We start from the raw sequence: 26,145 nt of genomic DNA, 5'->3' as shown, positions 1-26,145 counted from the left end.
CCGTCCGCCACCCGCAGGGGAGGTGGCGGGCGGCGGCCGCCCGGCGCAGACTCAGCAGGCATGACGCCCTCCCTCCCGACCACGGACCGAACCCCCAGCGCGGACCGAACCCCGACCATGGACCGACGCCCGCACCTGCTCGTCGTGAGCGGCCCGCCCGGAGCGGGCAAGACCACGCTGGCGCACGCCCTGGCCGACGCGCTCGGCCGCCCGGCGGTCTGCCGGGACGAGATCAAGGAGCGGATGGCCGCCGCCCGGCCGGCCCCGGCCGAGGAGCTGGGCCTGGCCCTGGGCCTGGACCAGGACCTGAACCAGCGGACGCTGACCGAGTTCTTCCGCACCGTCGACGGACTCCTGCGCGCGGGAACGGACCTGGTGGCGGAAGCGGCCTTCCAGGACCGGCTGTGGCGGCCCGGTCTGCTGCCGCTCGTCGGCCGCGCCGAGCTGCGCATCGTACGCTGCACCGTCGACCCCGGGACCGCCCGCGAGCGCATCGCCCGCAGGGCCGCCGAGGAACCAGGGCGCGCCGTCCACGCGGACGGTGAGCTGCTGCGCCGCATCGCGCGCGGCGAGCGGCCGATCGAGTCCTGGGTGCCGATCGCGCTCGACGCCCCCTGCCTGGCGGTGGACACCACCCGGGGCTGGAATCCGCCGCTGGAGCGGATCACGGCCTTCGCCGCCGGTGCCGCCGGTGCCACCGAGGAGCCGTCCGGGTGGGTGGGGAACCACGTGCCGCGGGGTCGGAAGAGCTGACAGGACCGCGCGGTGCCGCGATCGCATCCCGATGCGTCCGGGACCTGTGCCGGCCCCTCCTGCGGCGCCACGCCCTAACCTCGACGGTATGGACGCGTTCGAACACCCGGGCGGGCAGGCCGTCGTTCCCCCGGGGGAGGAGCTGGAAGGCCTGGTACGGCTGCTGGACCGGCGCGGCGCGGTGGTGCTCAGCGGGGCCGGCCTGTCCACCGAGTCCGGTATCCCCGACTACCGCGGCGCCACCGGCCGCCGCCGCAGCGGCACCCCGATGACGTACCAGGAGTTCACCGGCAGCGCGGAGGCCCGGCGCCGCTACTGGGCCCGCAGCCACACCGGCTGGCCCGCGATCGCCGGGGCCCGGCCCAACGCCGGGCACCACGCGGTGGAACGGCTGCGCCGGGCCGGGCACGTCGCGGCGGTCATCACCCAGAACGTGGACGGCCTCCACCACGCGGCCGGCACCCGGGAGGCCGTCGAGCTGCACGGCGGACTCCGCCGGGTGGTCTGCCTCGACTGCCGCCGCACCAGCACCCGGGCCGAGCTGGACCGGCGGCTGGAGGAGCTCAACCCGGGCTTCCGGCCGACCCGGGCGGAGCTGCGGCCCGACGGCGACGCGCGGCTGCCGCAGTCCGCGGTGGACGGCTTCCGGGTCGCCGCCTGCACGGCGTGCGGCGGCGTGCTCAAGCCCGACGTGGTCTTCTTCGGCGAGAACGTCCCGCCGCCCCGGGTCGAGCACTGCTACGAACTGGTCGACGCGGCGGGCTCGTTGGTGGTCCTCGGATCCTCCCTGGCGGTCCTGTCCGGGCTGCGCTTCGTCCGCCGCGCCGCCCGGGCCCGGCTGCCGGTCGCGATCGTCAACCAGGGGCCGACACGCGGGGACGAACTCGCCCGGCTCCGCCTCGACCTGCCGCTGGGGGCGGCCATGACGGAGGTCGCCCGGCTGCTCGACGCGGCCTGACCGGGCCGGCCGGCGTTCCGGCCGGCCCGGTCGGCCCGGTCAGCCGGCGGGCAGGGCCGGTCGGCCCGGTACCCACAGCGGCACCCGGCCGGCGCGCGGCATGGAACGTGCCGCGTCCTGTTCCAGCCAGCCGGCCACCCGCTCCGGATCGCCCTCGCACAGCTCCACCAGCGCGGCCGCGGCGATCCGGGTGCAGCACAGCACCAGCGCCAGGGTGTCCTGGCGGCAGTGCCGCTCCCGCACGTACGCCTCGGCGCGCTCCTCGATCCGGCGGGCGTGATCCGGCCCGTCCTCGGCGGTCAGCGCCTGGACCCCGTGCCACACCAGGGTCAGCGCACAGGGCTCGGCCGGGTGCGAGGCGCCCTCCCGACGCGCCTGCTCCCGGGCCTCCGCCGAGCGCTGCCCGAGCCACTCCAGCGCCGCCGGACCGTCCTCCCGGCAGGAGCGCAGCACCAGCTCCGCGGCCCGGGCGACCACGGCCCGCAGCACCTCCGGCGCGGGCGCCCGCAACCCGGACGCGGGCCCGTCCCCGAACGCCAGCCAGGCATCGGCGAACGAGGCCGCCCGCAACCCGCCCACCCAGGCCGGCGCCCCGCCCTCCGTACTCAGCCAGTCCTGCGCCCCCAGCCGCACCAGCCCCACGGCCGCCAGGCGCACCGCGTCCCCGTCCAGCTCCCGCAACCATCCATTCCGCACCAGCACACACCCCCGTCAGCGGTTCATCCCCGTGAGGCTCATCCCACCACACCGGGACGGGAACGAACTAGACAGGGGCACGTCACAATCCGGAAGCGGGCCTTCCGGGTGGTTCTCCTGCGGGGACAGCCGCGCCGCGGGGGCGGGTGGCGGGATCGTCCGGTCGCGCTGCGGTCGGATCGGCGGCGCGGCGCGGCGCGGCGCGGCGGGTGCGGCGGCCGCGTGAGAGTGACCGGCGGGAGCGCGCGGCCGCGGCCCCGGGGGCGGCGGGATCCGGCCAGGGTTCGGCCGGGTGTGCGGGCCGCCGCATGGGGTGGCCGGGTTTCGGTGTGACGGCCGTGGCGTGTTCGGTCGTTCGGGGTGTGGGCGTCGGGTGAGTTGGGCAGGGACGCGTCAGGACCCGGGCGGCTGTGCGGACGCCCGGTGCGTCAGGGCTGGGCCGGTCACGGCCCGCCGTCAGTGTGCCGTGAGCCCGTCGACCGGGCCGCGGGCGCCCTTCACCGATCCCGCCGGGTCGATCACCGGTAGCGGACCCCACGGATGGTGCGGGTGGCGTCCGGCGCGAGGGTGATCCGTTCGGGCCGGTCGACGCCCGCGGCCCGGACGGTGGGCGGGTGCGGCGCGGCGTGCTCGGCGAACGCGACCGGCTGGTCCGTGACTTGGGCGCCGGTGCGGTGGCCCGGGGCTTCGCGGGTGGTGCGTGCGGCCGTGCGGTCTCGATGGGCGCCGGACTCCAGCGTGCGGCCGGGAGCGCCGGCGCCGGGGAAGCAGGGGAGCGATGGGTGGGCCGGTTGCGACGGAAGGGACGGACCGAAGATGGATGTGACGACGCGGACGGCGGTCGCGGCGGACCGCGCAGCGGAGGGGGAGGCGCGACACCGGACCTCGGCGGGGGTGTTCTGGCGCTACTGGACCGGATCGCTGGTCAGCCGGCTCGGGAACCAGGTGTCCGTCGTGGCCCTGCCGCTGATCGCCGTGCTCACCCTGCACGCGACGGCCTGGCAGGTCGGCCTGGTCACCGGCGCCGGGTACCTGGCCTGGCTGCTGGTCGGACTGCCGGCCGGGGTCCTGGTCCACCGGCTCCCGCTGCGCGGCACCCAGGTGGCGATGGACCTGTTGCGCGGGGCGGCGGTGGCCTCGGTGCCGGTGGCGGCGGCCCTGGGCGTACTGCGCCTGCCGCAGCTGGTGGTGGTCGCGCTGCTGGTCGGGCTGGCGGGTGTGGTCTTCGACGTCGGCAACTCCACCTTCCTGCCCTCGATCGTCGCCAAGGAGGAGCTGACCGTCCGCAACAGCCTGCTCTCCGGCAGCAGCGCCGCGACCGAACTGGCCGGCCCCTCGCTGGGCGGGGTGCTGGTCCAACTCGTCGGCGGCGCGGCCGCGATGGTGCTGGACGCGGTCAGCTACCTGGTCTCGGCGGCGCTGCTGCGCAGTCTGCCGCGCGCGGAGCGGCCCGCCCGGCGGCCGGGCGGCGCGGGGATGTGGAGGCAGATCCGCGAGGGCTGGCACTTCGTCACCCGACATCCGGTGATCGGGCCGTGTGCCGCCTACGCCACCGCGGTCAACTTCGTCTCCGGCGGGCTGATGACGCTCACTCCGGTGTTCCTGGTGGACGCCCTCGACGCCCCGGCCGCGGCCGTCGGCGCGCTGATGGCCACCGGAGGCCTGGGCAGCCTGGTCGGCGCCGCCCTGACGCCCCGGGTGGTCTCCCGGATCGGCAGCGGTGGCGCCCTGCGGTGGTCGGCACGGATCGCCGCGCTCGTCACCTTCCTGCTCCCGGTGGCCGGTTCCGGATGGGCGGCGCTGGTCTTCGCCCTCGGCAACGCGGGCTTCGCGGCGGGCGTCGTGGTCACCACCATCGTCGCCCGCACCCACCGGCAGACCCACACTCCGCCGGAGCTGCTCCCGAGGGTGATGGCCACCGTCCGGTTCGTCTCCTGGGGCTCCATCCCGGTCGGCGCGCTGCTGGCCGGTGCCGCCTCCACGGCCTGGGGGCCGCGTACGGCCCTGCTCCTGCTGGCGGTGTGCAGCCTGGCGGGCCCGGTGATTCTGGCGGCCGGCCCGCTCCGCCGGCCGCGCGACCTCGCCTGACATCGGCCCGCGGGCTTCCCGGCGGTCCGCCGCCATCGCGAGCCGTTCTGACGCAACGTCACCATCGGTACAGTGCAAGGGCATCGATTCAAACGGTGGGGGTCATCGCGTGGCAGGGCCGGGGGAGTGGAGCGGCGAGGGCCGTGTACGGATAGCCTGGGTCGCCATGATGCGTGTGTGGATGCTGCCGTTGTTGTTGGTGCTCTGCGGTGCGGCCGTCGCGGGCGGACTCGTGTCGAGCGGGAGCCGCGGAGCGGCCGTCGTGTACCTGCTGGGGTTCGCGGGGCTCGCGGCCGTGAGCTCGACCCTGGTCTTCCCGAAGTCGCTCGGCGCGGCGGAGGCGCAGCGCCGCAGCGCGGCCGACGGCTGGCCGGTGGTGTACTGGAGGCCGGGCTGCATGTACTGCCTGCGGCTGCGGATCCGGCTGGGCCGGGCGGCCCGGCGGGTGCACTGGGTGAACATCTGGCGCGACCCGGAGGCGGCCGCGGTGGTGCGGGCGGCCAACGACGGCAACGAGACCGTGCCGACTGTCGTCGTGACCGGCCGACCGCACACCAACCCCGACTCCGCGTGGGTGCGCGGACAGCTTCCCGCCGCCACCGCGAAGCGCTGACCGCCCGTCGGCGCGGCCGTACCGACGGCGGTGGCAGGCGATTTGAGTACGGCTCAGCGCCGGCGTGACCGGAGCCGTGCGGCCAGGGGCGTTGCAGTTCGGTGACACGGAAGGCTCCATTCCGTCGACTGTTCGCACTACCTTCGAACTGCACGCGAAGCCGCCCTCCGGTCCCCGCAGGAGAGGGCGCCGCGCGCTCCTCACCCGCACTTCGCTCAGGAGAACCGCATGCCCTTCTCGACGATCCGCCGCGCGACCACTGCCCGTACGCTGGCCGGAACCGTCCTGACCGCGGCCCTGTTGGTGCCCGCCGCGACGGCCTGCTCCTCCACGTCGGGCGCGACCGGCGCGGCCGCGCCGACCACCGCGTCGGCCGCCGCCACCGCGCCGCCCGCCGCGCCCGCCACCGAGCCTCCGACCACGGCCTCCGCCGCGCCCACCCCGACCGGCACGCGCGGCGCCACCCCTCCGGCCGCCGCGCCCAGCGGGCACGCCGCGACCACGTCGGTCACCCCGCCCAAGGGGGGCCAGGGCGTCCGTACCGAGACCCTGGTGGACGGCAGCAAGGCCGAGATCCACGACCTCGGCAACCAGCACTACACCGCCAAGATCGTCAACGCCGGTCAGGTCCTCGCCACCATGGAGACGAAGGAGCACGACGACGGGCTCGACGCCAACGGCATGTTCGTCATGCTCTCGCTGGACGGCCGGATCCGCTCCTGGATGGGCGGCAGCCACCAGGGGCCGGGCACCTTCAAGCTGGCGGGCGGCTGGACGGCCAAGGTCACGAAGGTCGGCGAACTCCGGTACCGCGCGGAGATCCTCGGCAACGAGAACGCGGTGTACGGCACGCTGGAGGCGAACCAGCACGATGTCGGGGTCGACGCCAACGGCGTCTCCATCGTGCTCAGCGCCGGCGGCGAGATCAGCGCCCACGAGTGAGCGCGCCGGAACCCGGACACGCCGGACGGCGGAGCCACCGACCCGATCGGTGACACCGCCCTCCGGCCCTGGTCCAAGTCCCTTGGTGGCCAATGACGTTGAAAAGCAGGGTCGCTAGCGGACCTCGGCCACCAGGGCCCCGTACTTCGCCTTGATGTCCGCCTCGGCGGACTGCCACTGCGGGGTGTCGACCACGACGCCGGTGCCGTCGATGGCGAGCGTCAGCCCGTCGATCACCACGCCCCTGGTCCGCCACTCCTCGGTGTCCGCGCGGATCCGGTTCAGGACGGTCATGAGCTGCTCGCGGGAGCCCGCGGCGTCGGCGAACCGCACCTTCACCGTGGGCCAGTCGGCCGCCCTCGCGGTCACGGCGGCGTCCAGGCCGCTGCCGGGAACCCGCATCACGTAGAGCGTGTCCGTGTTCCTGTCGCGGCACGTGCCGAAGTAGTGGTCCGGGTAGTCGGTCATCGCCAGCGTCTCGATGGACTCACCCGCCCGGGTCACGCGGGCCTCCGCCGGGTCTTCCGACGACAGCGACGACGGCGAGCCCGAGCCCGAGGCCGAGCCCGAGGCCGAGTCCGTGGGCAGGGGCGACGGCGAGCCGGACGACGACGGGAAGCCGGAGAACGGCGTGCCTGTCGACGGGACGTCCGAGGACGAGTGTCCCGGCGGAAGGGTGGCAGGCGACAACAGGCCCAACCAAGGGGAGCCCGGCGGCGGCGTCCACGACGACGAGTAGCCCGACGAGGTGATCGCCGACGGCGTCTCCCAGGGCTGCCGGCTGGAGTGCTGGTGCCAGCCCGGTGTCCGCATCGACGTGGGCCCGTTCACACAGTTCAGCATCACGGCGGTGCGCCCCGGCGCCGTCGCCCCCGCCGTCGGAGTCAGCACGCTGAGGCCCGTCCCGGCCGCCCCCGTACGGTCGTTCCCGGGGCCGCCGCCACCGAGCTGCGTCAGCGCTCCCGCTCCGAGGACCAGCACCGCGGCCGCCGTCACCCCCCGTACGGCGGCCTGCCGCCGGGCGCGCCGACGCCCGGCCCGGTGCAGTTCGGCCAGCGGCGGGGTGCCGGCGATCCCTGCCGCGTGTGTTCCGAGCCGGGTGACCAGCTCCTCCTCGAACCTGTCCTCAGCGCTCACGGCCTACCAGCTCCCTCACGTTTTCCATGTCCTGTCGAAGCGCCTTGATCCCGCGCGCCAGGTGCGTCTTCGCCGTGGGCACCGAGCACCCCAGCTCCTCCGCCACCTGCGCGACCGGCAGGTCCAGGTAGTAGCGCAGCACCACGGCGGCCCGCTGCCGCTTGGGCAGTCCGGCCAGTGCCGCCGCCAGCTGGTCGTCCCGTTCGCCCTCCGGGGCCGCCGGTCCGTCCGGCAGCGCGGAGGTGAGCACTTCGCGTCTGGTCCGCCGCCAGCGCGAGACGTGGGTGCGGACCATCGTCCTGCGGACGTACCCCTCGGTCGCGGCCGTGTCCCGGATCGTCGAACGCTTCGGGTACACCTGCGCGAGGGCGTCGTGCAGCAGGTCCCGGGCGTCGTGGACGTCACCCGTGATCAGGTACGCCCCCCGCAGCAGGGCCTGGTACCGGGCTACGACGAACTCGTCGAACGGGTCGGATCCGGAGCCCCCCGGGAGGATCGATTCGCGCTTCATGCCTTCAGGACGCCCCAGCCACGGAAAACGGATGACAACCAGCCAGTATTCACGTCCGCGGGGGCGCCGCCCTGCGCCGGGGGAGGGGCACCGGACCCGACGGTCCGCGAGGCACCGTTCCGTTTTGGTCGCACATCTTGTGCGATGTCATGATCCGGCTCACACTTCCGATTTGCGAACACGTGTGCACTTCTGCGCGCGGCACGCGATCGGGCGGCGTCGCCCCCACGAGCCTCGACGGCGCCGAACCCCTCCGATCCGCACGCGCCAACCGGGGCGGGTCGCCGCGCCCTCGGACCGCGGCCCGCCCCTCGTCGTCCGTACCTTCCCCCCACGCGAAGGAGCTTCGGATGAAGCACCCGCGCACCCCTGCCCGCTGGCGGCGGCCGTTCGCCGTCGCCGCCGCGGCCGCCCTCGTCCTGACCGGCGCGGCCTGGAACGCCGCCCCGGCCGCCGGCGCCGCCCCGTACGCCCTGACCGTCGACGGCGGCGGACCGCGCCTGCTGCAGGTGAGCGCCGACCCGTTCACCGACACCGGGACCGGAAGCCAGCACGCCACCGAGGTGGAGCCCGACACCTTCGCCTACGGCGGCACGATCGTCTCCTCGTCCCAGGTCGGCCGGTTCCCCGCCGGCGGTTCGGCCGCCCTCAGCTGGAACACCTCGCGGGACGGCGGCGCCACCTGGCGGCACGGCATCCTGCCCGGCATCACCACCCACCAGGGTGGCGGCAACTGGGCCCGGGCCTCCGACCCCTCGATCGCCTACGACGCCAGGCACGGCACCTGGATGATCGCCGGCCTGGTCATCGACGCGGCGATCAACCCCGTCGGGGTGACCGTCAGCCGCTCGGCCGACGGCCTGCGCTGGCAGGACCCGGTGCGGGCGGTCGGCTTCGACGGCCAGGGCTACGACAAGGAGTGGATCGTCTGCGACAACACCCCGTCCAGCCCGTACTTCGGCACCTGCTACATCGAGGTCGACATCCCCTCCTCCGACAACCTGGTGGTGATGTCCGCCTCCCGGGACGGCGGCGCCACCTGGTCCGCCCCGTCGGGCCCGTCCGGCGTCAACCTTGGCCTCGGCGGCCAGCCGCTGGTGCAGCCCGACGGCCGGGTCGTGGTCCCCTTCTCGACCGACACCACCTCGATCCGTTCCTTCAACTCCACCGACGGGGGCCGGTCCTGGGGCTCCACCGTCCTGGTCGCCGACGTCGTGGCGCACGGCGTCGCGGGCGGCCTGCGCGACGGCGAGGGCCTGCCCTCGGCCGAGATCGACGGCGCCGGCCGGGTCTACGTCGCCTGGCAGGACTGCCGGTTCCGGGCCGGCTGCCCGGGCAACGACATCGTCTACGCGACCTCGACCGACGGGACCACCTGGTCCGCCGTGACCCGGGTGCCGATCGACGCCACCACCAGCGGCGCCGACCACTTCCTCCCCGGCCTCGGCGTCGACCGCGCCACCTCCGGGCACAGCGCCAAGCTCGGGCTGTACTACTACTTCTATCCGAACGCCGACTGCACCGACGCCACCTGCGAGTTGGAGGTCGGCTTCATCTCCTCCGCCAACGGCGGCGCCACCTGGAGCGCGCCGCGGACCGTCGCCGGCCCGATGCCGCTGTCCCGGATCGCCGCCACCGGAGGCGGCGCCATGGTCGGCGACTACCTCTCCACCTCCGTGCTCGACGGCAAGGCGGTGGCGATCTTCGCGGTCGGCAGGGCCCCGGCCGACGGCCAGGCCTACGACGAGGCCATGTACGCCGTCGAGGGCGGCCTGCCCGTCCGCGGCGGCAGCACCCCGTCCAGCACCGGTCCGGTCGCCTTCACCGCGCCCGTCCGGGAGCGGCAGCTGCCGCCGCCGGTCCGTCACTGACCCGCCACTGACCCGCCACTGACCCGCCACTGATCCCCGCTGACCCACCGCTGACCCGCCCGGGCCCGTCCTCCCGCCCCACCGGGAGGACGGGCCCGGCCGCGTCCCGAACCGGGTCGGCGCGGCAGTACGGCGACACGGCAGCGTGGCGGAATCGGCGGAATCCGGCGCGCCGCCCCAGGAGAGCACCAACCAGCTCGCCACGGGCGACTTCCCGGCCGTCATCGGCGACTGCCACGCCGTCCGCGACCTCCAGACCCACACGAGCATCGCCCCGCTGCCGGCCGAGGGAGTTCCCGCAACTGCCGGAGCTGGTCGCCCGGCACTACGCCGGCATCGTCGTAGAGGACGGCCTCCTCCTCGACGTGGGCTGCTCGACCGGTACCCTGATCCGCACCCTGGCGGAGCGTCGCCAGGGCAGCAGGGCCGGGTCCGGCCAGGCCATGACGGCCCAGAAGTACACCTGCTTCGAGGGCTTCCTGGCCGTCAAATGACAAACAGAGGAAGGTTTCTGGTGAGGCTTCCCGCCACTGGACAACTGATCGACCAGGACGTCACGGACGGGCTCGCCGAACTCGCGGGCTCGCTCGGCTACACCCCGCCCGTGGTGCTCAGCAGCGGCGTGGAGTTCCTCGTCTACCGGGCGAGCCCGCTGAGCGGCGCGGCGCACGAGGACGTGGTGCTGCGCGTGCCGCGCGCCCGTACGTTCCACACCGCGAACAACGTCGGCGTCGGCGCGGACGGCCTGCTGGAGCAGGAACTCCGGATCACCCAGTGGCTGGCCCCGGACGGCTTCCCGGTCGCCCGCGCCCTGGGCATCGAGTACACCCGGACGGGCACGCCGGTGCTGCTCTCGGCCTTCGTGGACTCCGACGCCCAGGCACCGGACTGGTCCGAGGTCGGGGCGCTGTTCGCGGCGCTGCACGCCAAGCCGGCCCCGGACCTGGCGCCCGTCGTCCAGTACGGCCGGCCCGTCCCCGACCTGCTGGCGCAGCGGCTGCCCGACCGGTTCGGCAGGCTGCTGGACCTCCGCCCGGGCCTGGGCGAACTGCCCGAGCGCGCGGCGATCGCGGCCCGGCTCGCCGAGACGTCGGCCGAGCCCGCGCTGCTCCACCTGGACCTGCGCCGGCAGAACCTGCTGTGCAGCCAGGGGCGGGTGGCCGCGCTGATCGACTGGTCCAACGTGCTGATCGGCGACCCCGCGATGGAACTGGCGCGGATGTCCGAGTACGCGCTCATCCCGGAGAACGGCCTGGACGAGCGGGCGATCCGCCAGGGCTACGAGGCCGCCGGCGGGAAGCCCTCCGTCACCCCCGCGGCCGACCTCCTCTACCGGCTGGACGCGGCGGTGATGCTGGCCCTGGTCTTCACCTCGGTGGCGCCGGACCCGCGGCTCGGGCCGGTGCAGACGGCGCGGGTGGTCGAACTGCTGCGGGAGCTCGCCGACGTGTGGTGACGGGGCCGGGGGCGAGCCCCGCACCCCCGGTCACCGGACGACGGAAGGGACCGAGGCCCTCTGCGGGGCTCCGGTCCCTTCCGTCGTCCCACTCTGGTGTTTCGGCGCCGCGCCGATAACATGACTTCCCCTCATGTTTCCGTCAGGAGGCTGTCATGCCGGACCGCTTCGACCTGCCGGCGGGGTTCCGCTGGGGTGCCGCCACCGCCGCCTACCAGATCGAGGGGGCGGTGAACGAGGACGGCCGCGGGCCCTCCGTCTGGGACACCTTCGCCGCCCGCCCCGGCGCCGTCCGCGACGGCCACACCGGCGCGGTGGCCTGCGACCACTACCACCGGTACCCCGAGGACATCGCCCTGATGAAGGGCCTCGGACTCGACGGCTACCGCTTCTCCGTCGCCTGGTCCCGAGTCCAGCCCACCGGCGCGGGCGCCGTGAACGCCGCCGGCCTCGCCTTCTACGACCGCCTCGTCGACGCCCTCCTCGAAGCCGGCATCACCCCGCTGCCCACCCTCTTCCACTGGGACCTCCCGCAGGCCCTCGAAGACCACGGCGGCTGGCTCAACCGCGACACCGCGTACTGCTTCGCCGAGTACGCGGGGATCGTCGCCGACCGCCTCGGCGACCGCGTCCCCGCCTGGATCACCCTCAACGAGCCCTTCGTCCACACCGTCTTCGGCTACGCCCTGGGCACCCACGCCCCCGGCCGCACCCTGATGTTCGAGGCCCTCCCCGCCGCCCACCACCAGCTCCTCGCCCACGGCCTGGCCGCCACCGTCCTCCACGACCGCGGCCTGGAGGCGATGCTCTCCAACAACCTCACCCCCGTCGAGCCGGCCACCCCCTCACCCGCCGACCTCGCCGCCGCCGAGGCCTACGACGCCCTCCACAACCGCCTGTTCACCGACCCCGTCCTCCTCGGCCGCTACCCCGACCTCACCGCCCTCGGCGTCCCCGACGACATCTTCGGCGCCGTCCACCCCGGCGACCTCGACCTCATCCACACCCCCGGCCTGGACGGCCTCGGCCTCAACTTCTACAACCCCACCCGCGTCGCCGCCCCCACCGAACCCGGCCTCCCCTTCGACCTCGTCGACATCCCCGACGTCCCCCACACCGCCTTCGGCTGGCCCGTCGTCCCCGAAGCCCTCCGCCAACTCCTCCTCAACCTCCGCGAGTCGTACGGCAAGGCCCTCCCACCCCTCACCATCACCGAGAACGGCTGCTCCGTCGAGGAGTCCACCACCCCCGACCAGCCCCGCATCGACTTCATGTCCGCCCACCTCGACGCCCTCGCCCAGGCCACCGCCGACGGCATCGACATCCGCGGCTACTACACCTGGTCCCTCCTCGACAACTTCGAATGGGCCGAGGGCTACCACCAGCGCTTCGGCCTCGTCCACGTCGACTTCGCCACCCAGCAGCGCACCCCGAAGGCCTCCTACGCCTGGTACCGCGACCTGATCGCCGCCCACCGCGACTGTCACTCGTGATAGTCGGCCCCCAGGTCCTGCGGGATGAACAGCTTCTTGGCGCCGGTCGAGGGCCCATCTGGATGGGGTTGCCCGTAGCGGTTGTGCCTCGGACGCCAAGCAAGTGACAGGGTGTTCGACAGGTCGGTAGCCCATGGTCAGCGGTTCAGCCGGGACCGGTCGCGCGGGGACGGGGCACCTTACGACTCCGGCGCGCCCACCATGTCGGCTCCCGAGGGTTAGCGCCGAGGCCGTGGCGTTGCCAGGTCCTACGCCCATCTGGTCGATGACCTGTGCGACGGCGGCCGGAGTATCCCGATCTCACTGGCGGCCGTGTCGATTGCTCGACACCGTCCTCGCATTCGCCATCAGGGGCGATACAACGCGGCGACAGGTCCGCGGGATGTAAGAGGCCCGCCCGTCCGCGGCTCCCGGAGGAATCGTGGACGGGCGGGCCCAGAGGGTGTCAGGGGTCAGGGCGCGGATTCGGGGTTCAGGGTCCACTGCTGATGGGCCTGGGGGGTGGGACAGTCCCCAATGCGGAGACGGATGCCCTGGTCAGGGCTTCCTTCCACGACGACCGCACACCACCCGTTCTGGAACGCTGTTGCCCAGCGGTGGGAGGACGCCCGCGACCTGAAGGCTGGCGAACAGCTCCGGAAACCGGACGGGAGCCCTGCAGTACTGACTGGCGTGGTCCGCCGCGCCGCCGAGGGGCGCACCTATGACCTCACAGTTGCAAATCTTCACACGTACTATGTGCTGGCAGGTGTCACGCCAGTCCTCGTTCATAACAACACGCCTGCCCCGTATGACCCCTGCGGCGGCGGGACAACGCCCCAAGGGGGGCACTCCTGGGGGGACGGAAAGGCCTCCATGGACAGGTGGAACGCCGGATTCGGTGTACACGAGGACGGGAAAGGATGGCACCCCTGTTCAGAACACCATTTATGACAAGAATGGAAATGCGGTCGGCCATTTCGACTTCAAGGATCATAACTTTGGCGGACCTCACGGCCATGTGATTGATCCGCCGGGAACCCCAGGTGGTGGCCATGGCTCAAATGCCGAACATATCGATCCGAAAAAATTGCCTTCGGGCTGGAACCTGCGACCCCGGAAGTGAGTGAATATAAATGACCGGAATTCACCTTTCGACTGAATCTATTCCCGAGTTTCTTGAGAGATTTCTGGGATTCGAGGACGGCGTGATCTCTGGCATCTTCATCGTCCTTCCACGGGGCAATGAGGCCGGTCGGACGATCATGGTGGAGGTCCAGGCGATGGACCGGACGGATCCAGGGGGAAGGGGGGCGGCCGGCGGTCTGTTCGGGTGGAAGCTGGTGAGGATCGTCATGCACGGTATTAACGAGTACCGCCTTGCCGAGACTCGGGCGTATCCCTTGCAGGTTCTCTCGGATGGGCTAAAGGTCGGCAGTGTCGACGGATTCTTCGTCCTGGACCTGGATCCGGGGCCGGACGAGTGGTCGGCGCGGGCGATCCGTGATGAATCGAACAGCTATTCCAAGCAGTATGTTGTGTCGCGGCTTTGTTCGTTCGAGGTTTTGGATGGTCCGTTCATCTAGAACCTGAGGGCCCGCGACCTCTCGGCGTGGCGCTTGTGCCAGCACGATGAGCGGGGCCCCTGCTGAAAGGGATTTCAGCAGGGGCCTTGCGGTCGATGGGCTCAACTAGTTTCGGAAGCCGAGGCCTTGAGGCCTCGGCTTTTCTGTTGCCCAACCGGACTGACTTCAAGGGGAGTTGAGGTTCATCGCGGACAGCGAACGTCGGCAGATCCCCCAACCCGGTCGATGGTCAGTCGGGTTCAAGTTGGTACATAGATATCCGTAAGCGCCCATTGGCGCTCACTAGGTGCGCTCCCAAGCTGGCCCCCAAATGGCCTCAGGTCTCCGGATTCGCCTTCGTCACCGCGAGTGACAACGATCTGCCGGTCCGTCAGTAAGACCCTTCTGTCGACCGCCGGAGCCCGTCACGCATTGCCCCTGTCCAGACGAGGTGATCCGGACGGATCAGGGTCATCGGCCAGCCGCCTCACGGCCAGTCGGACCCGTGATCACTCTCCGGCAACGCGACAGCCAGTACCCCGGCCTGTCGCCCGGTCCGGTTCAGAAGCCCCTGAACACCCCGTCTTCATCGACGGCCGTCAGCGACCTCGTCGAAGTCCATGTTCGCGAGCGACAGGTTGTTCTCGATCCCTCAGCTTGACGCTGTCGGGGATCTTGGTGTTCTGCTGCAGGTGATCATGGTGGTGCGCCAGTCTCGCGGATGCACGATGCCCGCGAGATTTCCGAGGAGTGGGAGATGTCGGTCCGTCCCCGTCCGGTCACCGAGATCCCGGTGTTGACGGCGCGAATGGCGCGGGCCAGCAACCCCGGTGGCACGACGGCAATGTGGGTGCGGGACCGGCTCGACGGCTTGTGGCGGGACGAGGACTTCGCCGACTGATACCCGCGCGACGGGCGCCCGGGACTCCCGCCCGCGCAGTCCATGGTCCCGCATGAAGTCGATGTGGGCTCGGTTCCAAGTACGCTCCGCGTCGAGCTGAGGGGTAAGCCGAGTAAGGGGTAACTATGAGATTGTTCCTGCGCCTGGAGTCAAACTGAGTTCATCTCAGTTCGAAGTGGAGCTTTCGAAGATTAAGACGTTGAAGAGGTAGCGGGAGGCATCGAAGTGTTTAGCTCCTATGAGATCAAGTCCCCGACGGACCTCGACGGGTACGAGTTCGAGGTCGAGTGCAAGGGGAGGCTCTTCGGCGTTGGGGTTCGGGTCGGTCGGGTCGGTGATGCTGTCTATGACCTGACCGTCTACGACGAGGAGCGCTTGGCGCAGGATGCGAAGGCGGCGGTTGAGGCCGGCCGGATCATGACGGCGGTCAATCTGCTGGTTATTCCGTCGGTGACCCGCGAGGTGATCGCAGAGGCTGTGGCGCAGTTGGCGAGGACTGGGTTTGGAGGCCTGGCGCCGAGGCAGTAGCCGGATCGGTTGACAGAGGCGTGCCCCTGGTGGAACCCGAGGGTACGCCTTCCGGTTGTCGGGGGCGATGGATGGATGTAGCCGATTGGGCGACGGTAGGAGTGAGGTTCCCTCGAGGTGCGGAAGGTTGCCGGACGTGGCCTGATTGGCCATGAGAAGGGAGCCTCTGCCATGGCTACACCGATGAAGTGCCCGTCCGAGTTGCGCCAGCGAGCTGTTGCCGCATACCGCGCCACCGATCCGAAGCCCGTGATCCGGCGGACTCGGTGACAGCCACGAAGGCAGAGATCTTGGCGCACTTCGAACTGCGGTACACACCGGCCAAATCTGACAAGATGCATCACACGCTCGTGTTGCCGAAGCCCGTTCAAGGCGAGACTCAGAGGGCGTTCAATGAAACCTTTGGAAGGGTGAAGAAGAGGCGTTGATGTCCGTGGACAACGAAAACCGGATCATGCGGCCGGTCGTGATCTTCGACTGGTGCGACGGAGCCCGTGAGGGCTTCGCTCGGCTGGAGACCAGGGGCGGGGTGTGGTGGTACTTCCGGACACTCGCCACTCGGTTCGACTCAGACGACGTCGACCAATGCCTCTTCGCCTTCTCTGTGATCCCAGCAGATGATGCGTCCGTATTGGAGGATGAGTTTGAAGGCATGGTGGAGGGGGCGATCATCTGGCCCGGGAATCCCGGGGAGGTCTCGACTCACGCCTCCGAAGTCATTGAACGGCTCTCGGTTGACGTTCAGTCCCCGTCGTTCGTCGGGCGGACGGTAGGGGCTACTGGGCACTGCGAGCTGTGGGAGATCTACAGGCCGTTCGGCTCTTCGAGCTGAGATGGCATGACATATCTGATACGGGCCGGGGCCTTTTGGCGCCGGCCCGTATCGGTTCGCAGAGGCTTGCCAGGACGGGGCGGGGGCCTGTCCTCAACGTGCGGATTTTCTGATCGTCAGTAACCATGTTCCGTTTGTCCGGATCAGAGGTGGACCATAGTCTCCGGAGGAGCTCGGATCCGCTTGGGCTCGCGCGACGGCTGGTTGATGGTCGCCGAACTCGGCGATAGCGAAGCGACCTACATGGCATGGTTTGCGATGCGCGAGAGAGTTTGTGCAACTTTCCTGCGAAGTAGCGGACTTGGACAGGCCCGAGGACCCGCCGTTGCGGCCTCGCTACAATGGCAGTCTGTTCGATGTGCGGAGGGCTACCACCAGGGCTTCGGCCTCGTCCACGTCGACTTCGCGACGCAGCAGCGCACCCCGAAGGCCTCCTACGCCTGGTACCGCGACCTGATCGCCGGTCACCATGCCGAATCCGGACGTTAGTCAAGGCCTGGGCAAGGGGGTGCGGGTCAGGATCGCGACGGGGAAGGGGGTGTCGTCCGATCCTTGACGGCAAGGGGAACTCCGCCCGCCTCCGCGCGCTGTCACCTGTCCTCGCCACCCGTGCCATCGGGTGACTACGATCGGTGAGGATTCCGGTCGACTGACGCACCAGGGAGGGCCCGGATGGACGCGGAACTACCGGCGCTGCGACTGAAGCTCTACATCGAGTCGCTCCAGGTCCTGATGCCCGAGCGGCAGTTCAAGCTTCTGATGGATCTCCTGCGCGGCTATGCCGAGCTCGGTGGTGGGCGGATCGAGGTGAAGCTGGACGCAGAGGAACGGGAGCTGTTCACACCCGCGGTGCAGCGCGAACTGCTCGTTCTCCTCGGCCTGCTCGGTGCCCTGGTGCCCGGACACGAGGACCGCGCCGACGGCGTGGTGGCCGACCTCGGCGACGGCGAGCGGGCCAAGGGGGTCATGTCGCTCGTACCGCCGGAGGTCGCTTCCGATCCGGCCCGCCTGCGGGACATGCGCGACCGGCTTGACGCCGCCGAGGGCCGGCGGGCGAGCGACCGCGCGACGGTCGAGGGAATCGCGGAGGTGAGCGGGATGGCGGGGACGGAAGAGAACTGATCGGAGCGCGTTCAGCTCTGTGAAACCTCACCGGCGGTTGCCGGAGCCGGGACACAGGCCTCCCCGGAGGCCCGGGCGCACCTGCACCAGCTGTACCTGCCGCACTCCGACCTGGCCGGTCGACAACCGCGTCGTCGGGCGTCGGCGCGTCCGCGTACTGTGGTGCCCGGAAGACGGGGAGGGCAGCGGTTGCGCAGGGTGCCGCCGGAGATGTTCCGGTTCACGACGGGGGAGAGGGCCGAACTCTACGGTGCGATCCTTCAAGCCTTCGGAGCGGCCAACGAGAGGTTGGAGACCGTGCTCGGGCTGGACGAGGTCCGCACCCGGCTGCGGACGGTGGGCTGGCTCGACGCGGTCCATGACGACGACCTCCAGGAGGCGCTGCGCAAGCTCAGGGAGTGGCAGCTGCTGGACGTCGTCCAGAACCACGCGGAGAACTACCGCACCGCCGAGGAGTACGAGCGCCGCAACCTCCAGTACTCGCTGACCCGACGCGGTGAGGCCGCGTCCGCCGGGGTCGAGCACGCCCTGTTCGTCCTCGCCTCGACGGGGGCGCTCCAGACGGCGGTGCTGGAGGCGATCACGGACCGGCTCGACGAGCTGTACGTCCTGCTGGGGGACTCCACGTCCTCGGACCGTCGGGTCTTCACCACGCTGCAGGAGCTGGAGGGCCACCTGGAGGCGCTGCTGGCCAACACCAAGGCGTTCAACGGCGAGTTGCAGCGCCTGCTGCGCGCCGAAGGTGCGGACCTGGCGACCTTCCGCGAGGTGAAGGCCGCGACGGTGGCCTATCTCCAGGAGTTCCTCGTCAACCTCGACCAGCGGGGCCAGGCGGTCGCCACCGCCGTCGAGCGTGTGGAGCGGCTCGGGGTGAGCCTGCTGCACGCGCGGGCGCTGCGGGGCGCCGAGCTGCCGCCGGTCGCCGACGGCGATCCCGCGCCGGCCTGGCTGGAGCGGCGCCGGGCGCGCTGGGAGGGGCTCCGGTCCTGGTTCCGGCCGGCCGACGGGGCACGGCCCCGCGTGGAGCAGCTGCACGACGTGGCGCGGCGGGCGATCGTGACGCTCCTCCAGGTTCTCGACCGGATCACCGAGTCACGGCGCCGCTCCTCCAGCGCCGTCCAGGACTTCCGGGAGCTGGCCCGCTGGTTCGCCGCCGCGCCCACCGAGGACGACCTGCACCGTCTCTGGTCGGCCGCCTTCGGTCTGGGGTCGGCCCGGCATGCCCATCTCGCCCACCCCGACCCGGAGTTGGTGCCCTCCTCGGGCAGCTGGGCCGAGGCTCCGCCGGTGGAGGTCTCGGCGCTGCTGCGCACCAGCGGCCGCACCGAGCGGTTCACCCGCACCGGGAAGGTGCGCGACATCGGAGGCATCAAGGCGGCCCGGGCCGAGCGGGCCCGGAAGGAGCGGGCCGAACTCGAAGCGGCCTGGGACGTTCTGGGAACCGACGGCCCGGTGCGGCTCTCCGACCTGCGCGTGCTGGACCACACCGTCTTCGAGCGGCTGCTCGACCTCCTCGGCCGGGCGCTGGCCGTACGACCGGACGCCGGCGGGGCACGTCGGGCGGTCACCTCGGACGGCCGCGTGGAGATCGTGCTCCGGCCTTCTCCCGAGGGCGGACGGGCCGTCCTGCGGACCTCCTACGGCCGGTTCGAAGGGCCCGACTACCTGGTGGAGATCCGGAGCCCGAGCGCACTGCGGGCGGTCGTCCGGGAGGACAGCGCATGAACACCACCAGGAGCGGCACATGAGCACCCTCGCCAACCAGCTGGTCCTGGCCGAGCGGCAGGACATAGCCCGAGGCATCAGACTGCTCCTCGGCCTGCCGCTGATCACCGAGCGCGGTGACCCGCCCGCCTTCGAGCTGATCCGCCGCCGTCAGGATCCGCTGACGAAGTGGTTCGACTACAACTGCGGCTGGCAGCTGGTGGTGGAGCCGCGTCTGGGGTATGCGCGTCTGCTCAAGATCCGGACCGTGCCCGACGCCTCGCGCCCCGCCCGTCGGCTGCGGTCCGGCAAGGCCCCGTTCGACCGCCGCCGTTACACGCTGCTGTGCGTCGTCGCGGCCGAGCTGCTTCCGGTCCCGGTCACGACGGTCGGCCTGCTCGCCGACCGGGTCGTCCACGCCTGTGCCACCGACGAGGCACTGCCGCCCTTCGACACGGCGAGCAGGTCCGAGCGCATGGCGTTCGTGGACGTGCTCAAGCTGTTGGAGGCCTACGGCGCGCTCCTCACCGTGGACGGCGTCACGGAGAGCTTCGTCGACTCGGCGAAGGCCAAGGTCCTCTACCGCGTGGACGCCACCGTCCTGATGCGCCTGCTCGCCGCGCCCGTCGGCCCGTCCCGGCTGGCCGTTCCGGCGCAGGACGTGCCGCTGCGCTTCGAGGAACTCCTGCGGGGCACGGTGCGCGAGAGCCGGTACGGCGGGGCCGACGCCTCCGACGCGCAGCGCAACCTCCGGCTCCGGCACTCGGTGCTCCGGCGGCTCCTCGACGATCCCGTCCTGCACCACGACGAACTCGGCGCCGACGAACTGGCCTACCTGGCCTCGCCGACGGGGCGCCAGATCGTCAAGCGCGCCGCCGAGCAGGGCGGCTTCGTGCTGGAGGAACGGGCCGACGGCCTGCTGCTCGTGGACCCGGAGGCCATCGCCACCGACAGCCGCTTCCCGGACGACTCCGCGACGGCCCGCGTCGCCGCCCTGCTCCTGCTGGAACCGCTGACGGCCGCCCCGGACGGGCTGACACCGGAACAGCTCGAGGCCGAGGCGAACACGCTGCTGCGGCGCTTCCCGCGGTGGGCGAAGGGTTACCAGTCCGAGGACGGCGCCCAGCGGCTCACCGCCGATGCCCTTCGTGTCCTCGACGACTTCGGCCTGGCCCGCCGGATCGGCGACCGCACCGTTCCCCGGCCCGCGGCGTTCCGGTACCGCACCACCGTGACCGACGGTCCCGCAACCTGACCAGGGAAGACCTCCGATGACCGTGACACAGCCACCGCAGAGCCCCGTGCCCCCGACGGCGGCCGCAGCCGCGCGATGGCGGCCCGCCAGGGCGGGCATCCTCAACGTCTGGCGCTACTACGACGAGACCTTCACCTTCCACAAGGGCCGGCTGCTCCTGCGGGGGCAGAACGGCACCGGCAAGTCGAAGGCGCTGGAGGTGCTCCTGCCGTTCCTGTTCGACGCGAGCCTGCGACCCAACCGGCTGTCCACCTTCGGCGGCTCCGAGCGCACCATGCACTGGAACCTGATGGGGGAGGGCACCACGGGCAAGACCCGCGTCGGGTACGTGTGGCTGGAGTTCGTCCGCGGTGACGGCGATCCCGGGTGGTTCACCTGCGGCGCCAGGCTCCAGGCCAGCGTGCACACCCCCGGTGTCACCGTCGACTACTTCACCACCGGCGCGCGGATCGACCGCCCCGGAGGTCTCTCCCTGGTCAACGACGCGGGCCAGCCGCTCACCCGCGCCGCCCTGGCCGATGCCCTGCACGGCCAGGGCGAGTTGCACGGGGCACCCACCGACTACCGCAACACGGTCCGCAGCACGCTCTTCCCCGGGCTGAGCGAGCAGCGCTTCGACGCCCTGATCACCGCGCTGCTCCAGCTCCGCACCCCCAAGCTCTCGGAGCGCCTGGATCCGTCGCTGCTGTCCTCGCTGCTCTCGCGGGCGCTGCCCCCGCTCGGCCAGGGCGAGATCACCGAACTGGCCGAGGGTTTCGAGCGCCTCGACCGCCAGCGCGAACACCTGAAGACACTGGACGACGAGGTGGCCGCGGCCACCGCCGTCGCGAACCAGCAACGCGGCTACGCCCAGCGCGTCCTGCGTGCCGGAGCAGCCGGTCTCATCTCCGCGACGACCGAGATGGACAGCCTCGCCCGCCTCGCGAGGGAGAGCGGGGAGGCGCACGCGGGAGCCGTGCGTGAGCGCGACGAGAGCAACCGGACGCAACAGGAACTCGAACACGGGCGGCAGGAGATCGAGGGCGCCATCGAGGGGCTGCTCGACTCCGAGGTCTACCGGCAGGGGCAGGAGCTCGACCAGCTCCGTCGCAGGAGCGAGCAGGCCGACCAGACCGCCGCCCGGGCCCGTACCGCCGCCGACCGGAAGGTTCGGGCGGCCGACGAGGACGCGGGGCGTGCCGACGATGCGCGGCTGCGTTCCGAACAGCGGGCCGAACAGACCCGGGCCGCTCGCGAGGAGGCACGTGGCGCGGCGCGGCGAGCAGCCATGGAGTCCGTCTGCGCCGAGGTGCAGACGGTGCTCGGCACCGCACCGGGTCCGTCGGGGGAGAACGAGGAGCAGGGGCGTACGGCGCGCCGTCTGCTGCGCGGTGCGGTCGTCTCGCGGCACCACCAGATCGCCGACGTCCGAGCCGCCGTCGAGCGCCACGAGCGGTTCCTCGCGGGCCGGACGACGGCGGAGCAGCACCTCGATTCGGCGCGCGAACGGCTGACCGGGGCGACCGCGAAGCGCGAGGGGAACGCCCGCGCCTACCAGGCCGCCGTCGACGCCCACGCCGCCCTGTTGCGTCGTTGGGCGAGGGAGGACTGCGCGGAACTCTCGATCGACGACGCCGAGGAACTCGCGTCCCGTGCCGCCGTCGAGACTGATGTCCTCGTGCTGGTCGAAGCCGCGGCCCGGGCGGCGGAGAGCTCCATCACCGCCGACGAGACGACCGCCCGCGCCGGCCGGGACGACGCCCGCGCCGGGCGTGACCGGGTCCTCCGGGAACTGGAACGCATCGCGGCCGCGGCCGATCTCCCGCCGGTTCCACCACGGACTCGCACGGCCGACCGGTCGGTCCTGCCGGGGGCGCCACTGTGGCGTCTGCTGGCCTTCCGGCCGGACGTTCCGCCCGCCGATCAGGCCGGCGTCGAAGCGGCCCTCGAAGCGGCCGGCCTGCTCGACGCCTGGATGACCCCTGACGGCGGTCTCGTCGTCGCAGGGCACGACGTCCTGGCCGATCCGGCAGCGGCCGCGCCCGCACCCGGCCCCTCGCTGCTCGACGTCCTGGCTCCGGAACCCGACGGCCCGGTGCCGCCCGCCCGGGTGCGGCGGCTGCTTGCCGGTGTCGCCTACGGCCCCGCACTGACGACGGACCACCCGGCCGTCGTGGGCGCCGACGGAAGCTGGCGGCTGGCGATGGCGGTCGGCTCCTGGGCCAAGGAGGAGTCCAGCCACATCGGCGCCGCGGCCCGGGAACGCGCGAGGCAGCGGCGGATCGCGGAACTCACCACCGAACTGGCCGAGGCCGACACCGCCGTCGTCGGCTACGAGACGCGGCTGCACGCCCTCGCCGACCGCCGGAAGCGCCTCGAAGCCGACCTCCGCTCCCGGCCGCACCACCGGGACGTGGAGGAGGCCAAGGGCGGCTGGGACCGGGCCGAGTCCGAGGTGGGCGCTCGGGAGGACGCCGTGCGGGAGGCCGTCGAACAGCTCGCGCGGCAGGAGAAGGCGGTCGCGGACGCGCTGCGCACACTCGCCGTCGCCTCCGCCGAGCATGCCCTGCCGACCGAACGCGCCGCCCTGGACAAGACCGCCGCGGCCGTCGAAGCGCTGCGCGAACAGGCCGACGTCTGGCTCGACGCCCATCTCGCCTGGACAGCCGCCCACCAGGCCTGGCACTCCGCGCGCGGCCATGCCGAGGCATCGAGGGGGGCCGCGGCCGAGGGCCTGGCGGAGGCCGAGACCGCCGAGGCCGCCGCCCGTGGGCTCCGCTCCACGCTCCGGGCGGTCGAGAGCACCGTCGGTGAGGACTACCGCGAAGTGGCCGCCCGCATCAGTGACTTCCGGAAGTCCCTCGACCGCGTTCGCCGCGACCTCGAATCCGGCACCCAGGCACTTCTCGCGCTCGAAGGCCGCATCGGCGCGCTCGGCGCCACCGCGGCCCAGGACGAGGCCCTGCACGACAGGGCCGTCGAGGCCCGGAACGAGGCCGCCCATGGCTTCCGGCGCCTGTGCGTCCTCGGATTCCCCGAGGACGCGGGCCTCGGGCTCGTCCTCACCTCCGCGGACGGCACCCGCGCCACCCTCGAAGCGGCGCGCGAGACCGCTGCCGCGTGGCCCGACCTGCCGCACGGCACCAGGAACCTCGGTGACTCCCTGAACCGTCTCTCCGAGGCCGTCCACCGAGCCCGCCAGAGCCTCAGCAGCCGCGCCGACCTCGAGCTCGAAGCGGAGGAGGACGTCCAGGTCCTCACCGCCACCGTCGACGGCATCCGGGTCGGCGCGACCGGCCTCCTCGTCATCCTCACCGGTGAGCGTGACCGCGGTCAGGACGACATCACCGCAGCCGAACGCGGCCTCTTCGACCGGACCCTCACCGGCGACACGCGCCGCCACCTCGCCTCCCGGATCCGTCAGGCCGGTGAACTCGTCGAGCGGATGAACGGCCACCTCGAAGGGATCCGCACTGCCTCACGGGTGGCCGTCCGTCTGGTGTGGCAGATCCACCCCGACCTGCCCGCCGGTACCCGGACGGCCCGTGAGCTGCTGCTCAAGGACCCGGCGCGGATCACCGAAGCCGACCGGGAGGCCCTCCACGCCTTCTTCCGGGGCCGGATCGAGGAAGCGAAGACCCGCAACACGGCGGCGACCTGGGAGGAGCAGCTCGCCGAGGTCCTCGACTACACGGCCTGGCACCAGTTCGTCGTCAAACTGGACCGCGCCAACGGCTCCGGGTGGCAGCTGCTCACCAAGAAGCTCCACGGCGCGCTCTCGGGCGGCGAGAAGGCCATCGCCCTCCACCTGCCGCTGTTCGCCGCCGTGGCCGCCCATTACGAGGCGGTGCCGGAGTCTCCGCGGCTGATCCTGCTCGACGAGGTCTTCGTCGGCGTCGACACCGTCAACCGCGGGCAGGTCTTCGGCCTCCTCGCGGCACTCGACCTCGACCTGGTGCTCACCTCGGACCACGAATGGTGCACCTACCGGGAGCTCTCCGGCATCGCCGTCCATCAGTTGATCACCGGAGGTGACGGCGACGACGCCGTCACCAGTGCCCGTTTCACCTGGACGGGCACCGACCTGCTGCCCGACGAAGCCGACACGGAAGAACCGGCATGACGGACCGTCACCCCCTCGACCTCCCCGAGCTCCGACCCCTGTGGTCGGCCGTTCACGGCCGTCTCTCGACCGGTCGCTCCGTCAGCCGGGTACGGTCCGGACCACTCGACGAGGCGGGCCGGGAGGCACTGGCCGACCTCCTCGGGCTCGACCGGCTCCCCGGCGCCGAACCGACGATCCCCCTCGCCGGGCTCGACCGTGCCGTGCTGGACGCCTGCGGCCGACCCGTCCGGGACGTGGTGACCGCGATCCTCGGCCCGATCCACGACCGGGCCGCCGAGCGCGAACGGAAGACCGGCCAACGCGATGCCCTGTGGGCGTGGTTGGCCGACCACGAGGTGGTCACCGCCCAGCCGGCCCTGCTGGACTGGGTCGGCCACCTGCGGGCCGGCGGCCTCGTCGACGGCTCTCCCGAGCGGACCCGGGGCCTGCTGACCGCCGCGCTGACCGTCCTTCACGCACTCCCAGCCGACGGTGAGCCACTACCGGTCCTCGCCGCCCGCCTCCTCGACGGCGACTCCCACGCCCTCGACGACGGGACCCGGCTGTCCTCGCTCGTCCTGCGTGCGCTGGCGGTGCTGTACGGCACCGACATGCCAGACGCCGCCGAGGGACGACGCGCGCTGTGGAGTCGAGCCGGCGTGGCCGACGACGAGCTGTCGGCCACCGTGCTCGCCGTCGGTCTCCGCCCCGGGGGAGAGGGCCCGGTGGCCGAGATCTCCCGAATCTGCGCCGGAGCGGGCCACCCCGTCAGCCTCACCCTCGCCCAAGTGCGCTCACCCGGCGAATTCACCGGTCCCACCGGACCCGTGCACATCACCGAGAACCCCAGCGTGCTCGCCCTGAGCCTGCGCCGCTTCGGCCCCCACTGCCCGCCGCTGGTCTGCACCTCCGGCTGGCCCAACACCGCCGTGATCCACCTGCTGCGCCGACTCGCCGACGACGGCGCGTCCCTGCGCTACCACGGCGACTTCGACGGCGAGGGCATCCGCATCGCGGCGCACGTCATGGCCAAGACCGGCGCAGCCCCCTGGCGGATGGCAGCCGACGACTACCGGGCCGCCGCACCGCGGGTTCCCTCGGGCCCCGACCCGGGGCGTCTGACGCCCGCACCGTGGGACCGGAGACTCGTCGATTCCATGGCCGAACTGCGCACCGCAGCGGTCGAAGAGGTGGTCGCCGACCTTCTCCTCGACGATTTGGCAGACCACCGACACGGATAGAATGACAGCCTGTCCGACGGGCCGAGGGGTTCAATGCCGTCAACCCGGCGGACGCACCGCCGCTGCTCTGCCGGACCGTGGTGCAGGCGCTCGGGCTGTCGGCCGCCGTGGTTCGGGTGCGGACCCGGAGCGGGCCGCGTGAGCTGGCCCCGCCCTCTCCGGCCTGCGCCTGCGAATCGATGCCGCCGGCAACGCCCCCGGCGGTGGTGTCGGCGCCGTCGTCCGCGCCGTCTTCCCCGCGGCCGGGCGCCCGCTGCCGTCGAGTTGAGCGGGCCATCGAACGGTGTTTGCCTGGAAGGACAGGCCAGTAGAGGGCGCAGCGCGCTCGGAAACACCGGAAACACCGGAGACGCCCCGGGCCGGAGCGGGTCGGCAGGCTCGCCGATACCGGGCTTCGGGCGGTGACCCGCCGGGTG

The 26,145-nt window shown here is 72.1% G+C and carries 23 protein-coding genes and 1 pseudogene; 21 read left to right on the top strand and 3 right to left on the bottom strand.

What is annotated here, in order from left to right; genetic code table 11:
• Positions 1–117: 117 nt before the first annotated feature.
• Together ACFY4B_RS34480 and ACFY4B_RS34475 are read left to right on the top strand one after the other, a co-directional pair.
• Positions 118–753: an AAA family ATPase gene (locus ACFY4B_RS34480; protein WP_387974514.1), complete on the top strand. Its 636-nt coding sequence runs from the start codon at positions 118–120 to the stop codon at positions 751–753.
• A gap of 88 nt (positions 754–841) precedes the next feature.
• On the top strand, positions 842–1,711 hold the full coding sequence (locus ACFY4B_RS34475; RefSeq protein WP_387974511.1) for an NAD-dependent protein deacetylase: 870 nt from the start codon (positions 842–844) through the stop codon (positions 1,709–1,711).
• Between the two features lie 39 nt (positions 1,712–1,750).
• Here ACFY4B_RS34475 and ACFY4B_RS34470 read toward each other — a convergent pair whose 3' ends face one another.
• On the bottom strand, positions 1,751–2,392 hold the full coding sequence (locus tag ACFY4B_RS34470) for a hypothetical protein (protein ID WP_387829112.1): 642 nt from the start codon (positions 2,390–2,392) through the stop codon (positions 1,751–1,753).
• Positions 2,393–3,223: 831 nt separating this feature from the next.
• Between ACFY4B_RS34470 and ACFY4B_RS34465 the strand changes: the two genes are divergently transcribed.
• The 3 genes from ACFY4B_RS34465 to ACFY4B_RS34455 all read left to right on the top strand — a co-directional run bounded on the left by ACFY4B_RS34465 (position 3,224) and on the right by ACFY4B_RS34455 (position 6,050).
• Positions 3,224–4,495 carry an MFS transporter gene (locus ACFY4B_RS34465; RefSeq protein WP_387974508.1) on the top strand — a complete coding sequence of 424 codons (1,272 nt, stop codon included), beginning with the start codon at positions 3,224–3,226 and terminating at the stop codon, positions 4,493–4,495.
• 166 nt (positions 4,496–4,661) lie between these two features.
• Complete coding sequence (locus ACFY4B_RS34460; RefSeq protein WP_387974505.1) at positions 4,662–5,108, top strand: glutaredoxin domain-containing protein; 447 nt, start codon at positions 4,662–4,664, stop codon at positions 5,106–5,108.
• Positions 5,109–5,336: 228 nt separating this feature from the next.
• Positions 5,337–6,050, top strand: a complete 714-nt coding sequence (locus tag ACFY4B_RS34455) for a hypothetical protein (protein ID WP_387974502.1) — start codon at positions 5,337–5,339, stop codon at positions 6,048–6,050.
• A 114-nt stretch (positions 6,051–6,164) separates the two neighbouring features.
• Here the strand turns inward: ACFY4B_RS34455 and ACFY4B_RS34450 are convergent, their stop codons facing one another.
• Both ACFY4B_RS34450 and ACFY4B_RS34445 read right to left on the bottom strand, forming a co-directional pair.
• Entirely contained in the window at positions 6,165–7,187 is a 1,023-nt protein-coding gene (locus tag ACFY4B_RS34450) for a hypothetical protein (RefSeq protein WP_387974499.1), read from the bottom strand.
• Entirely contained in the window at positions 7,177–7,698 is a 522-nt protein-coding gene (locus ACFY4B_RS34445; protein WP_053112272.1) for a SigE family RNA polymerase sigma factor, read from the bottom strand. The genes ACFY4B_RS34450 and ACFY4B_RS34445 overlap by 11 nt, the downstream gene beginning before the upstream one ends.
• Before the next feature lie 350 nt (positions 7,699–8,048).
• Between ACFY4B_RS34445 and ACFY4B_RS34440 the strand changes: the two genes are divergently transcribed.
• The 16 genes and pseudogenes from ACFY4B_RS34440 to ACFY4B_RS34365 all read left to right on the top strand — a co-directional run bounded on the left by ACFY4B_RS34440 (position 8,049) and on the right by ACFY4B_RS34365 (position 25,729).
• Positions 8,049–9,569: a sialidase family protein gene (locus ACFY4B_RS34440; RefSeq protein WP_049656120.1), complete on the top strand. Its 1,521-nt coding sequence runs from the start codon at positions 8,049–8,051 to the stop codon at positions 9,567–9,569.
• Positions 9,570–9,934: 365 nt separating this feature from the next.
• Complete coding sequence (locus ACFY4B_RS34435) at positions 9,935–10,063, top strand: hypothetical protein (RefSeq protein ID WP_255357452.1); 129 nt, start codon at positions 9,935–9,937, stop codon at positions 10,061–10,063.
• A gap of 20 nt (positions 10,064–10,083) precedes the next feature.
• Complete coding sequence (locus ACFY4B_RS34430; protein WP_387974496.1) at positions 10,084–11,025, top strand: phosphotransferase family protein; 942 nt, start codon at positions 10,084–10,086, stop codon at positions 11,023–11,025.
• Between the two features lie 155 nt (positions 11,026–11,180).
• Positions 11,181–12,518, top strand: coding sequence for a GH1 family beta-glucosidase (locus ACFY4B_RS34425; protein ID WP_387974493.1), 1,338 nt, complete (start codon positions 11,181–11,183; stop codon positions 12,516–12,518).
• A gap of 516 nt (positions 12,519–13,034) precedes the next feature.
• Positions 13,035–13,451 (top strand): polymorphic toxin-type HINT domain-containing protein, encoded by a 417-nt coding sequence (locus ACFY4B_RS34420; protein WP_387974490.1) that lies wholly within the window; start codon positions 13,035–13,037, stop codon positions 13,449–13,451.
• Positions 13,399–13,623: a hypothetical protein gene (locus tag ACFY4B_RS34415; protein ID WP_387974605.1), complete on the top strand. Its 225-nt coding sequence runs from the start codon at positions 13,399–13,401 to the stop codon at positions 13,621–13,623. The genes ACFY4B_RS34420 and ACFY4B_RS34415 overlap by 53 nt, the downstream gene beginning before the upstream one ends.
• A gap of 10 nt (positions 13,624–13,633) precedes the next feature.
• Positions 13,634–14,083, top strand: a complete 450-nt coding sequence (locus ACFY4B_RS34410) for a hypothetical protein (protein ID WP_387974488.1) — start codon at positions 13,634–13,636, stop codon at positions 14,081–14,083.
• Between the two features lie 700 nt (positions 14,084–14,783).
• The gene (locus ACFY4B_RS34405; protein WP_387974485.1) at positions 14,784–14,963 is read left to right on the top strand and encodes a hypothetical protein; all 180 of its coding nucleotides are present in this window, start codon (positions 14,784–14,786) and stop codon (positions 14,961–14,963) included.
• Between the two features lie 225 nt (positions 14,964–15,188).
• Positions 15,189–15,491: a hypothetical protein gene (locus ACFY4B_RS34400; protein ID WP_387974482.1), complete on the top strand. Its 303-nt coding sequence runs from the start codon at positions 15,189–15,191 to the stop codon at positions 15,489–15,491.
• Positions 15,492–15,918: 427 nt separating this feature from the next.
• Positions 15,919–16,323: a hypothetical protein gene (locus tag ACFY4B_RS34395; RefSeq protein WP_117492811.1), complete on the top strand. Its 405-nt coding sequence runs from the start codon at positions 15,919–15,921 to the stop codon at positions 16,321–16,323.
• A 360-nt stretch (positions 16,324–16,683) separates the two neighbouring features.
• A pseudogene (locus ACFY4B_RS34390) lies at positions 16,684–16,812 on the top strand (family 1 glycosylhydrolase); the annotation flags it as partial.
• Positions 16,813–16,995: 183 nt separating this feature from the next.
• A complete protein-coding gene (locus ACFY4B_RS34385) occupies positions 16,996–17,445 on the top strand; it encodes a hypothetical protein (protein WP_074004610.1) in 450 nt (149 codons plus the stop codon).
• A gap of 210 nt (positions 17,446–17,655) precedes the next feature.
• Entirely contained in the window at positions 17,656–19,170 is a 1,515-nt protein-coding gene (locus tag ACFY4B_RS34380) for a TIGR02677 family protein (RefSeq protein WP_387974478.1), read from the top strand.
• Between the two features lie 19 nt (positions 19,171–19,189).
• The gene (locus ACFY4B_RS34375) at positions 19,190–20,404 is read left to right on the top strand and encodes a TIGR02678 family protein (protein WP_049649843.1); all 1,215 of its coding nucleotides are present in this window, start codon (positions 19,190–19,192) and stop codon (positions 20,402–20,404) included.
• A gap of 16 nt (positions 20,405–20,420) precedes the next feature.
• Positions 20,421–24,506: a TIGR02680 family protein gene (locus ACFY4B_RS34370; RefSeq protein ID WP_387974475.1), complete on the top strand. Its 4,086-nt coding sequence runs from the start codon at positions 20,421–20,423 to the stop codon at positions 24,504–24,506.
• Positions 24,503–25,729: a TIGR02679 family protein gene (locus ACFY4B_RS34365; RefSeq protein WP_387974472.1), complete on the top strand. Its 1,227-nt coding sequence runs from the start codon at positions 24,503–24,505 to the stop codon at positions 25,727–25,729. Before ACFY4B_RS34370 ends, ACFY4B_RS34365 begins: the two co-directional genes overlap by 4 nt.
• The last annotated feature ends 416 nt before the right edge of the window (positions 25,730–26,145 follow it).

Source organism: Kitasatospora sp. NPDC001261, assembly GCF_042896795.1.
Taxonomy (GTDB): domain Bacteria; phylum Actinomycetota; class Actinomycetes; order Streptomycetales; family Streptomycetaceae; genus Kitasatospora.
This window is presented reverse-complemented; position numbering and strand designations above follow the sequence as displayed.